At 70.0% G+C, this 11,477-nt stretch carries 7 protein-coding genes; 4 read left to right on the top strand and 3 right to left on the bottom strand.

Annotation, left to right across the window (positions count from 1 at the left end):
* Positions 1 to 16 precede the first annotated feature (16 nt).
* Positions 17 to 2,629 (bottom strand): transglycosylase domain-containing protein, encoded by a 2,613-nt coding sequence (locus tag ACR68M_RS16380; protein ID WP_441251246.1) that lies wholly within the window; start codon positions 2,627 to 2,629, stop codon positions 17 to 19.
* Between the two features lie 419 nt (positions 2,630 to 3,048).
* On the opposite strand from ACR68M_RS16380, the gene ACR68M_RS16375 reads away from it, so the two are divergent.
* The 3 genes from ACR68M_RS16375 to ACR68M_RS16365 all read left to right on the top strand — a co-directional run bounded on the left by ACR68M_RS16375 (position 3,049) and on the right by ACR68M_RS16365 (position 6,391).
* Positions 3,049 to 3,717 (top strand): PadR family transcriptional regulator, encoded by a 669-nt coding sequence (locus ACR68M_RS16375; RefSeq protein ID WP_441251245.1) that lies wholly within the window; start codon positions 3,049 to 3,051, stop codon positions 3,715 to 3,717.
* A gap of 134 nt (positions 3,718 to 3,851) precedes the next feature.
* Complete coding sequence (locus ACR68M_RS16370) at positions 3,852 to 4,934, top strand: inositol-3-phosphate synthase (protein WP_441251244.1); 1,083 nt, start codon at positions 3,852 to 3,854, stop codon at positions 4,932 to 4,934.
* Positions 4,935 to 5,128: 194 nt separating this feature from the next.
* A complete protein-coding gene (locus tag ACR68M_RS16365) occupies positions 5,129 to 6,391 on the top strand; it encodes an MFS transporter (RefSeq protein ID WP_441251628.1) in 1,263 nt (420 codons plus the stop codon).
* A 46-nt stretch (positions 6,392 to 6,437) separates the two neighbouring features.
* On the opposite strand, the gene ACR68M_RS16360 is transcribed toward ACR68M_RS16365, so the two are convergent.
* Positions 6,438 to 7,151, bottom strand: a complete 714-nt coding sequence (locus tag ACR68M_RS16360; protein ID WP_441251243.1) for a restriction endonuclease — start codon at positions 7,149 to 7,151, stop codon at positions 6,438 to 6,440.
* Positions 7,152 to 7,328: 177 nt separating this feature from the next.
* Positions 7,329 to 8,765, bottom strand: coding sequence for a CCA tRNA nucleotidyltransferase (locus ACR68M_RS16355; RefSeq protein WP_441251627.1), 1,437 nt, complete (start codon positions 8,763 to 8,765; stop codon positions 7,329 to 7,331).
* A gap of 309 nt (positions 8,766 to 9,074) precedes the next feature.
* Between ACR68M_RS16355 and ACR68M_RS16350 the strand changes: the two genes are divergently transcribed.
* On the top strand, positions 9,075 to 11,459 hold the full coding sequence (locus ACR68M_RS16350) for a DUF6049 family protein (RefSeq protein ID WP_441251242.1): 2,385 nt from the start codon (positions 9,075 to 9,077) through the stop codon (positions 11,457 to 11,459).
* The last annotated feature ends 18 nt before the right edge of the window (positions 11,460 to 11,477 follow it).

Here is an 11,477-nt window from a genome sequence, read left to right as displayed (position 1 = left end):
CCGGGCGGGCTGCCGGTCAGCCCGGTGAGTTGCCGCTCAGCCCCGGGCCGGTCGAGCTGGGTGAGGCGGGTGGTGAGGAGGGCGGGCCCGGCCTCGTCCGGCTCGGCGAGGGCGAGGGCACCGGCGGGGGCGAGTCGCACAGGCCGAGCAGACAGGTCGAGGAGGCGCTCGGCGAGCTGCTCGGGCTGGCCGACCGGCTGGCGCTGGGGCTCGGCGTGGTGACCGGCGGCAGGCTGGCCGGCGCGCTGGCCGTCGACGGCGAGTCGGACGGCGAGGGCGACGGCGAGTCGGTCGACGGGGCGCCCGAGGAGTTGACGGTCTCGCCGACCGGCTGTGCGGTCGGGAAGTCCAGCTTCTCCTGGCCGTTCAGCGCGACCTTCATGTAGCGGGTGAAGATGTCGGTCGGGAAGTCACCACCGTGCACCGAGGGGTGACCGGCGGTGCCGTCCAGCGAGAGCAGACCGGGCTTGCCCGGCTCCTCGCGCCACATGCCGACCGAGGTGGCCAGCTGCGGGGTGTAGCCGACCCACCAGGCCGAGGTGCCGGCGTCGGTGGTACCGGTCTTGCCCGCGACCGGGCGGCCCAGCTCGTTGGTCTTCTTGCCGGTGCCGTTCTCCGCCACGTTCTGCAGCACGTCCGTGATGCTGTTCGCGACGGCCTGGTCCAGCGCCGTCCTCGCCTTCGGCTTGTCGAAGTTCGGCTGCTGAACGCCGTCCTGGACGAGCTTGAGCACCGAGTACGGGTCGGTCTGCTGGCCCTGGGCCGCGAAGACCGAGTACGCCGAGGCCATCCGGATCGCGCTGGGCGTCGAGGTGCCGAGCGGGAAGGTCAGGGTGGAGGGCGGCGCGAGCGGGTCCGGCTTCTGGTCCTGCTTGACCAAGCCGAGCTTGATCAGCATGTCCTTGACGTTGTTGCCGCCGACGTCCTGGCCGAGCTGCACGAACGGGACGTTGTACGAGTACTGCATGGCGGTCTTCAGCGTGACGTAGCCCTTGTCGCCCGTGCTGTCGTTCTTCTGGTGGTAGGGCTTGCCGTTCTCCATGGCCGGCGAGCCGTCGGCCCGGTAGATCTGGGCCATGTCGTCGGCCAGGTAGCGGCTGTCCGGGCTGATCTTGGCGGGCCCGCCGTCCGGGCCCTTCTTGGTGAGCACACCCGTCTGCATCGCGGTGGCCAGCACGAAGGGCTTGAAGGTCGAGCCGACCGGCACACCGAAACCGTCGGCGTTGTTGGTGTAGTGCTTGTTCTCCACGCCGTCACCGCCGTAGATGGCGACGATCGCGCCGTCGTTCGGCACCACCGAGGCCGCACCCACCTGGACGAAGGTGTCCGTCGTCGGGCGCTTCTGCGCGTTGAGCGTCTCCGACTTCACGTCGTCGACGGCCTTCTTGAGCGCGTCGACCTTGCCCTTGTCGAAGGTCGTGTAGATCTGGAAGCCACCGCGGTCCAGGATGGCCTGGGTGAGCTTCGGGTCCTTGCCCAGCACGTACTTGTTCGCGGTGTCGACCAGGTAGCTGATCTCACCGTTCATGTTGGCCGCGGCCTTCTTCGGGATCGGCTCCGGGAAGGTCGCACACTTGGCCTTCTCCTCCGGGGTGATCGCCTTGGTGATCACCATCCGGCCCAGGATCCAGTTCCACCGCTCGACCATGCGCGGCTTGTTGGCCGCGATGGTCGGGTCGTAGAGGGCCGCGCCCTTGAGCAGGCCGGCCAGCATCGCGCTCTGGCAGACGTCGAGGTTCTTCGCGTCCACGCCGTAGTACGCCTGCGCGGCGGCCTGGATGCCCGTCGCGTTGCGGCCGAACCAGCTGGTGTTCAGGTAGTCCGTCAGGATCTCGTCCTTGGACTTCTCCTGATTGACCTTCAGCGTGATGAAGAGCTCGTCCACCTTGCGGCTGAGCGTCTGCTCCTGGCTCAGGTAGGTGTTCTTCACGTACTGCTGGGTGATGGTCGAACCACCCTGGGTCTGACCACCCGTCGCCATGTTGTAGATGGCGCGCGCGATGCCCTTGGGGTCGATGCCGCTGTCCGTCTCGAAGGTCTCGTTCTCGGCGGCGATCACGGCCTTGCGGGCGTTCGGGCTGATCTCCCCCAGCTGGACGATCTGACGGTTGGTCGACCCCTGGCGGGTCATCTCCGTCCCGTCCTGCCAGTAGTAGATGTTGTTCTGGTCCTTGACCACGGCCTTCGGGTCCGGGACGTCGGTGTTCGCGTACGCGATGCCGATCGCCGCGACGCAGCTGCCGAAGAAGACCAGGACGGCCGTCAGGATCTGCTTCCAGGAGGGCATCCAGCGCCAGACCCCCTGCTTGCCGAAGCGGGGGTAGTCGATGAACCGCTTCTTCCCCGGCCCGCCGCTGCCGCCCTTGCCGCCGTCGGCCCGGCCGATCTGGCCGGAGGCGGCCGTGCTCGTCTGCTTGCCCCGGCCCGCCTTCCCGGACTGCTTGCGCATCTCGGCCCTGGTCATCCGGGGCTGCTGCGCCGTCTGCCGGGCAGCCGGACGCGGCCGGTCGTACCTGGGTGCGCCCTCGGGCGGCGACCCGTAGGCGTACGGGTGCCCGTCCGGTGCTCCACGGCCCGGGGGCTGCTCACCGCCGCCCGGGTTGGACGACCTCCGCCGATGTTCGCTCATCTTCCAGCAACTCCTCGGTCAGGCCACTCAGGCCTGAGGGCAGGGTTCACTTCCGATGCCCGCAACCGCCTTGTCCCCGGGAGGAGGTCCTCGTGCACACGCGACAGCGTACGCACCTGTAATTCGGTACTAAACGGTCATCAGATGCATAACCCCGCAAACCGTCGCCAGATCATTACCTCCCCGTTGCGATCCGGGGCACCCTAGTGCCGCTGAACCGCCCGCAGACCCGCTCCGGCGGCGACCTGACGAAGCTTCCGGCGTCTGTGATCACATTCACCCGCGTCCCCCTTGCCCGTTTCGTGACCCAGGTTTACTGTTCTCGATATATCGAGCCGATACATCGAGACGGCATACGATGACGGCAGCACCGGCGGCACCACCGCCGGACCGACGGCAGGGCGGGAGGGCAGGACGGCATGACCAGACGCTCCGGAGTACTGGAATTCGCCGTACTCGGCCTGCTCCACGACGCCCCGATGCACGGCTACGAGCTGCGCAAGCGCCTCAACGTCCTGCTCGGTTCGTTCCGGGCGTTCTCGTACGGCACGCTGTACCCCTGCCTGAAGAGCCTGGTGGCCCAGGGCTTCCTGGTCGAGGACAACCCGGACACCGAGTACGTCCCGGCCACCGCGCTCAACGGCAAGCGGTCGAAGATCGTCTACCGGCTCGCGGCCGACGGCAAGCAGCGCTTCGAGGAGTTGCTCGCCGACTCCGGCCCGGACGCCTGGGAGGACGAGCACTTCGGGGTGCGCTTCGCGTTCTTCGGCCAGACCGACCGAGCCGTGCGGATGCGCGTCCTGGAAGGACGCCGCAGCCGGCTGGAGGAGCGGCTGGAGCGGATGCGCAGCTCGATCGCCCGCACCCGCGAGCGGTTCGACGACTACACCCTCGAACTCCAGCGGCACGGCCTTGAGTCGGTGGAGCGCGAGGTCCGCTGGCTCGGCGAGCTGATCGAGACCGAGCGGGCCAACCGCACCGGCCGCACCGGCGCTGCTGAAACCACTACTTCGGACGGCCGTGGCCAGGAGGCCGGGTCCTCGGACCCGCCGAGGCCACCGCACGACCGCCCGGGGCGCTCCGCCTAGGAGCGCTGACATCCCGTTCGCTCCGCGCGTGCGGCGGGACTGGGCGCATCGCGCCCGTCGAACATCATGACCAGAAGTTGAAGCGAGGAGCGCCGGTTCTCCGGCGGGCCTCATGAACACAGGGAGCAACCGGAATGGGTTCGGTTCGCGTAGCCATCGTGGGCGTCGGCAACTGCGCCGCGTCGCTGGTGCAGGGTGTCGAGTTCTACAAGGACGCCGACCCGGCCGGTAAGGTCCCCGGCCTGATGCACGTCCAGTTCGGCGACTACCACGTGAAGGACGTCGAGTTCGTCGCCGCCTTCGACGTCGACGCCAAGAAGGTCGGCTTCGACCTCGCCGACGCCATCGGCGCCAGCGAGAACAACACCATCAAGATCTGCGACGTGCCGCCGACCGGCGTCACCGTGCAGCGTGGCCACACCCTCGACGGCCTCGGCAAGTACTACCTCGAGACCATCGAGCAGTCCTCCGAGGAGCCCGTCGACGTCGTCCAGGTCCTGAAGGACCGCCAGGTCGACGTCCTCGTCTGCTACCTGCCCGTCGGCTCCGAGGACGCTGCGAAGTTCTACGCGCAGTGCGCCATCGACGCCAAGGTCGGCTTCGTCAACGCCCTCCCGGTGTTCATCGCCGGCACCAAGGAGTGGGCTGACAAGTTCACCGAGGCCGGCGTGCCGATCGTCGGCGACGACATCAAGTCGCAGGTCGGCGCGACCATCACGCACCGCGTGATGGCGAAGCTCTTCGAGGACCGCGGTGTCCTGCTCGAGCGCACCATGCAGCTGAACGTCGGCGGCAACATGGACTTCAAGAACATGCTCGAGCGTGACCGCCTCGAGTCGAAGAAGATCTCGAAGACCCAGGCCGTCACCTCCCAGGTCCGCGACCGCGACCTGGGCGCCAAGAACGTCCACATCGGCCCGTCCGACTACGTCGCGTGGCTCGACGACCGCAAGTGGGCGTACGTCCGCCTCGAGGGTCGCGCCTTCGGCAACGTGCCGCTGAACCTGGAGTACAAGCTCGAGGTCTGGGACTCCCCGAACTCGGCCGGTGTCATCATCGACGCCGTCCGTGCCGCGAAGATCGCGCTGGACCGGGGCATCGGTGGCCCGATCCTCTCCGCGTCCTCGTACTTCATGAAGTCCCCGCCGGTGCAGTACTTCGACGACGAGGCCCGCGACAACGTCGAGAAGTTCATCAAGGGTGAGATCGAGCGCTGAGCGCTTTAGTTCTCCCTTCGAAGGGTCCAGGTGACATGTCACCTGGACCCTTCGGGCATTTCCGGCTCTGCTCCGTCATGTTTCACGTGAAACAGCGCCACCCGGCATGGCACCCTGGGCGGGTGGCTCTCACGGAGAACAGCAGCACCGCGCACGGCAGCGACCCGCGTCCAGGGCGCGCCACCGTCGGCGGGCTGCTCCGTGGGCGCGACTTCCGGCGGCTGCTGACGGCCCGGGTGCTCTCGCAGCTCTCCGACGGTGTCTTCCAGGTCTCGCTGGCCTCGTACGTGATCTTCTCGCCGGAGCGGCAGGCGAGCCCCGCGGACATCGCCTCGATGCTCGCGGTGCTGCTGCTGCCGTTCTCGGTGATCGGGCCGTTCGCCGGGGTGCTGCTGGACCGTTGGCGCCGCCGCCAGGTGCTCTACCTCGGCAACCTGGCCCGGTTCGGCCTCGGGCTGGTCACCGGCGGGCTGCTGCTCGCCCGCGCCCCCGAGTGGCTGTTCTTCGGTGCCGCGCTGCTGGTCACGGCCCTCAACCGGTTCATCCTGGCCGGGCTGTCCGCAGCACTCCCCCGGGTCGTCGACCAGGGGCAGCTGGTCACCGCCAACTCGCTCTCCCCCACCCTGGGCACCGTCGCGGCGGCCAGCGGCGGCGGCATCGGCTTCCTCGTCCACCAGGTCCTGCCGCCCGGCCCGGCGGCCGACGCCATTTTGGTCACCCTCGCCGCCCTGCTCTACCTCTCCGCCTCGCTGGCCGCCGCCCGGATGGCCCCCGACCTGCTCGGCCCCGACATCCGCACCGACCACCTCCCGCTGCACCGGGCCCTGCGGCAGACCGCCCACGAGCTGACCGGCGGTGTCCGGCACCTCGTCCGCGACTGCCGCCCCGCCGTGCACGCACTGGCCGCCGTCACCGTCTCCCGGTTCTGCTACGGCGTCCTGGTCGTCACCGTCCTGATGCTCTCCCGCTACACCTTCAACGACCCCGCCGACAGCACCGCCGGGATGGCCACCCTCGGCAAGACCGTCGCCGTCTCGGCCGTCGGCTTCTTCCTCGCCGCCGTCATCAGCCCCTGGTGCACCCGCCGGCTCGGCGTCCCCGGCTGGCTCACGGCCTGCTCGGCACTGGCCGCCGTCTTCGTCCCCGCCCTCGGCCTGCTCTTCGCCGTCGGGCCGACCATGCTCACCGCCCTGCTGCTCGGCGTGGTCACCCAGGGCACCAAGATCTGCGCCGACACCCTCGTCCAGGAGTCCGTCGAGGACGAGTTCCGAGGCCGGGTCTTCGCCATCTACGACGTCCTCTTCAACCTGGCGTTCGTCGCCGCAGCCGCCGTCACCGCCCTGGTCCTCCCCCTGGACGGCCGCTCCCCCGCCGTCCTGATCGGCGTGGCCCTGGTCTACGCCCTCACCGCCGCCCTCTACGGCCGCGCCGCCCGCCGGACGCCCCCGAGTTGTTGAGGGTTGTCTGACTTCCTCCAAGGAAGTCAGACAACCCTCAACTAATTCAGCGGAGCAGCTGCTCCGGCGCCCCCTCCACCCCCTCGTCCAGCGCGCGCAGGAGCCGCATCCTCCGCCGGGCGATCGCCTTCTCCTCGTCGTCCAGCACGATCCGCTCCAGCCGGTCGACGCGGTCCACGACGGCGTCCAGCTTTCGGCTGTTGCTGCCGACCTCCAGCACCAACGCATTCAGCAGCGGGGTCACCGACCTGGTGATGACGTTCTGCACCACCCGCTCCGCGAGCCGCGAGACCGCCTCGTCGACGCTTCCGGGGACCAGCGGCGGGTTGTCCACAGCCCCTCCGACGTGGTTTTCCACAGGCTGGACTCGCATGCTCTCCTCGGCGTCCAGCAGGTAGAACCGCACCTGACGCGCGATCTCGCTGTCCCTCAGCAACATCGCGACGTTCAGCACCGTGCGCCGGTTGAACAGCGCGAGAGCCCGTGCGCGGGTGTGCAGCTCACTGAGCGCCTTGAAGGCGCTCAGTCGGCCGCCCGTGATGACCGTGTACCCGTTGGCGGTCAGCTCCGCCCTGTGGTCGATGACCATCGAGCGGATCGCCTTTTCCTCCACCTCGAAGTAGGAGGCGACCCCCTCCGACGTCACGTGCACCCCGTCCGGCAGCAGCGTCAGCGCCCGGACGCGGTCGAGGACCTCGACCCGGTCGGCGACGGTGGCTCGCATGGTCGGGGACTCCAACAGCACCGCTTCGATGGCCATGGCCATGTCTCCTTCCGAGGGAGGGGACCGTCCCTTCCCTCGGATGGAGCAACGAGGCCGCTGATCGGGCAGTACGACCTACCGATCGGTACCGCTCGTTCGAGCGCAAGTGCTAACCCGCGGCTAAAGCAACTCACGTTCGATCGATTTTCCGTCGAAAAAACGGCGCCCTTCGAACTACTGCTGCTCCGCCCACCACTCGCGCAGCGCCGCGACGGCTGCCTCGTGCTCCAGCGGCCCGTGCTCCAGCCGGAGTTCGAGCATGTGCTTGTAGGCCTTGCCGACCAGCGGCCCCGGCTTCAGGTCGAGGAGGGTCATGATCTCGTTGCCGTCCAGGGCCGGCCGGATCGCGTCGAGCTCCTCCCGCTCCTTGAGTTCGGCGATCCGGATCTCCAGCGAGTCGTACGTGCGGGAGAGCGCGGCGGCCTTCTTGCGGTTGCGGGTGGTGCAGTCGGAGCGGGTCAGCTTGTGGAGGCGCTCCAGCAGCGGGCCCGCGTCGGTGACGTAGCGGCGGACGGCGGAGTCCGTCCACTCGCCGCCGCCGTAGCCGTGGAAGCGCAGGTGCAGCTCGACCAGCTGGGAGACCTCGTCGACCAGCTCCTTGGAGTACTTGAGGTCGCGCATCCGCTTGCGGGTCATCTTCGCGCCGACCACCTCGTGGTGGTGGAAGGAGACCCGGCCGTCGGACTCGAAGCGGCGGGTGCGCGGCTTGCCGATGTCGTGCAGCAGGGCGGCCAGCCGCAGCACGAGGTCGGGCCCGTCCTGCTCCAGGTCGACGGCCTGCTCCAGGACGGTCAGCGAGTGCTCGTAGACGTCCTTGTGCCGGTGGTGCTCGTCGGCCTCCAGGCGCAGTGCCGGGAGCTCGGGCAGCACGTGGTCGGCGAGGCCGGTGTCGACCAGCAGCCGCAGGCCCTTGACCGGGTGCTCGGCCAGCAGCAGCTTGTTGAGCTCGGCCTGCACCCGCTCGGCGGAGACGATGGTGATCCGCTCGGCCATCGCGGTCATCGCGGCGACGACCTCGGGGGCGGGGGTGAAGTCCAGCTGGGCGGCGAAGCGGGCGGCCCGCATCATCCGCAGCGGGTCGTCCGAGAAGGACTCCTCCGGCGTCGCGGGCGTCCGCAGGACGCGGGCCTCCAGGTCGTCCAGGCCGTGGTGCGGGTCGACGAAGCCCCGACCGGGCAGGTCGACGGCCATCGCGTTGACGGTGAAGTCGCGGCGGACGAGATCCTGCTCGATGGTGTCGCCGTACGTGACCTCGGGCTTGCGCGAGGTGCGGTCGTACGCCTCCGAGCGGTAGGTGGTGATCTCGATCAGGAAGCTGCCGTCGGAGGTGTCCTTGCGGGCGCCCACGGTGCCGAACGCGATGCCGACGTCCCAGACCGCGTCCGCCCAGCCCCGGACGAGCTTCAGCACCTGCTCGGGCCGGGCGTCGGTGGTGAAGTCGAGGTCGTTGCCGAGCCTGCCCAGCAGCGCGTCCCGGACGGAGCCTCCGACCAGGGCCAGCCGGTGGCCCGCCGCGTGGAAGCGACGGGCGATCTCGTCGGCGACCGGGGAGACCCGGAGCAGCTCCTGCAGGCCGAGGGCCTGGGCCTCGCTCAGGCCCGGGACGGCCACGGAGGCGGCGACGGAGCCCGCGACGGGCGTGGCGGTACCGGCACGATCAGCGCTGGAATGGGCAGTGGACTCATTGGCAGTGGACACGGCACACAAGGGTACGTGGCTCAGCTCCCCGCCCGCCCGCCGGTTTTCCCGCGGGCCGGGCCGGGCCGCGTGCCCCTTCAGCTCAGGGCCCGCAACACTGCGGGCCTCGTGACGTCGTTACCATGCCGGTGGGACAGCTCCGGCTCTGTTCGGTTCAGAAGACACCGAAGATGCTGTTGACCCACCCACGGACCAGATCGAGAAACGGCGAGGGCTGAGCGCGTGAGCGAGCGGAGCGAGCGAACCGTCGGAGGGGACTCGCTGCGCGATGCGGCCCCCCTGCGCACCGAGCGCGCAGGGCAGGCCCGACGGACCGTCAGGCGGCTCGCCGCGCTGCTCACCACCGGCGCCGCGCTGCTCACCACGACCGTCCCGGCGCTGGCGGCCGGCACGGACCGGCACGCCTTCGCCACCGCCTCCCCGCAGTACCCGGCGACGGTGGTGATCGACACCGTCACCCCGAGGATCGCCGACCAGGCCACCGGCAGCGTGATCATCACCGGCAAGGTCACCAACTCCGGCGGCGCCGAGGTCAAGGCCGCGCACGCGGCGATCCGCGTCCCGCTCAGCAGGAAGCCGCTGCACACCCGCAGCGATCTCAGCCTGGTCGCCACCCGCACCGACCCGACCAGCACCGACGGCAACGACCTGCCCTCGACGGACTTCCAGCTCGGCGACCTCCCGGCCGGTCAGACCCGCGACTTCAGCGTCCACATCTCGCCGTCGGATCTGCGGATCACCGACGCGGGGGTGTACGAGCTGGCCGTCGACGTCTGGGGCACCACCGAGGACAAGGAGGTGTCGCACCCCGTCGGCATCGCCCGGACCTTCCTCCCGTACAACACTCCGGCCGCACCGCAGAAGACCCAGATCGCCGCGCTCTGGCCGCTCACACACACGCCGGAGCTGGTCGCCCAGACCATGCAGGACAACGAGCAGACGCCCGTCCTGCGCGACGACACCCTGGCCAAGGACCTCGCCAAGGGCGGGCGGCTCTACGGGCTGGTGGAGACGGGCGCCAAACTGCCCGGCCTGACCTGGGTGGTCGATCCGGACCTGCTGGACGCCGTCTACGCGATGACCAAGCCGTACCGGGTGCAGAAGCCCGGCACCGGCAAGGACTCCGCGCTGGACGAGAACACCGTCGCGGGCACCGGCAAGGACGTGGCCGCCGCCTGGCTGGCGATGCTCCGCACGGCGGTCGCCGCGCCGGGCAACGAGGTCGTCGCCCTGCCGTACGCGGACCCGGATCTCGCCTCGCTCGCCCACAACGGCGCCGGGCTCAGCGGGGTGGACACCGCCCTGCAGAAGGCCGGCACGGTCGGTCGGCTGACCGCCGAGGGCCGGCTCTCGGTGGATGTCCGGGGCAATGTCGCCTGGCCGTACGACGGCTACCTGGACCAGCCGACCACCGCCGTCGCCCGCACCGCCGGGGACGACCTGGTGCTGGTCAACGGCGCGAGCCTGCCCGACCCGAGCTCGCTCAACTACACGCCGAACGCCGCCCGCCCGCTCGGCAACGGGCTGACGGCGGTGGCCGCCGACCAGACCGTCTCGGAGCTGTTCCAGCGCGACCTGAACACCGACCAGGCCCGGACGGCCGCCACCCAGCGGTTCCTGGCCGAGACGCTGATGATCACCCAGCAGCAGCCGCAGGACCAGCGCAGCCTGCTGCTGATGCCGCCGCGCGAGCTCACCCTCGACACCGCCAGGACGCTCGCCGACGCGATCACCACCGCGCAGAGCGGCAACTGGCTCGCCCTCGCCAAGCTGAGCACCGTCGCCACGGCCGCGGCGAACCCCGAGGCCAACACGACGGTGCCGGGCCTGGGCGAGTACCCCGCCGGGGTCCGCTCCTCGGAGCTCCCCGCCTCGGCGCTCGGCGACGTGATGTCGATGCAGAGCGGCCTCGACCAGCTGATGCGGATCCTGACCCAGCCGCAGCGGGTGCGCAGCCCGTTCAGCGCGGCGATGCTCCGCTCGCTGTCCACCGCCTGGCGGGACGCCGCGAACTCCGGCGACACGTACCGGTCGGGTGTGCAGGGCTACCTGGCCAACCTGATCTCGGCGGTCAAGGTCCCGGCGAAGAGCGTGACCACTCTCCCGGGTGACTCCGGCACCCTGCTGGTCAGCGTCAAGAACGGGCTGACCCAGGCCGTCGGCAACCTCCAGCTGCGGCTCACCTCCGTCCAGCCGAACCGCCTCAACGTCGGCCCGCCGGAGGACGTCGTCCTCGACGCCACCACCGTCCGCACCCTGCGCTTCCCGGCCGAGGCACAGGTCAACGGCACCGTGCAGATAACCGCTCAGCTCTACACCACCGGCCCGGGGGGCGGGGAGTACGGCGACCCGGTGACGTTCACCGTCGACGTCACCTCCGTGACGCAGGGCGTCCTGTACGTCATCGGCGGCGGCGTGGTGCTGATGCTGCTCGCCGCCGGCCGGTTCTACCTCCAGCGCAAGAAGCGCGCCGACGAGCCCGTCGAGGACCCGGACGCGCCGCTGGACACCACCGGGGCGGGCGACGACGACGGCGATGACTCGGAGCCGGAGTCGGCCGCAGATGCCGCAGATCCGGCTGCCGGTGATGAGAAGGTGGGTCACTGAGGCAGCCCCGCCGGGGCG

It is taken from the genome of Kitasatospora sp. McL0602 (genome assembly GCF_052076145.1).
Lineage (GTDB): Bacteria > Actinomycetota > Actinomycetes > Streptomycetales > Streptomycetaceae > Kitasatospora.
Note: the sequence above shows the minus strand (reverse complement) of the source record. Positions and strands in the feature narration are given on the sequence as shown.

Excerpts from the sequence above, each read along its gene's own strand:
- ACR68M_RS16380 (WP_441251246.1), bottom strand. The coding sequence starts at position 2,629 with ATGAGCGAACATCGGCGGAGGTCGTCCAACCCGGGCGGCGGTGAGCAG.
- ACR68M_RS16375 (WP_441251245.1), top strand. The coding sequence starts at position 3,049 with ATGACCAGACGCTCCGGAGTACTGGAATTCGCCGTACTCGGCCTGCTC.
- ACR68M_RS16370 (WP_441251244.1), top strand. The coding sequence starts at position 3,852 with ATGGGTTCGGTTCGCGTAGCCATCGTGGGCGTCGGCAACTGCGCCGCG.
- ACR68M_RS16360 (WP_441251243.1), bottom strand. The coding sequence starts at position 7,151 with ATGGCCATCGAAGCGGTGCTGTTGGAGTCCCCGACCATGCGAGCCACC.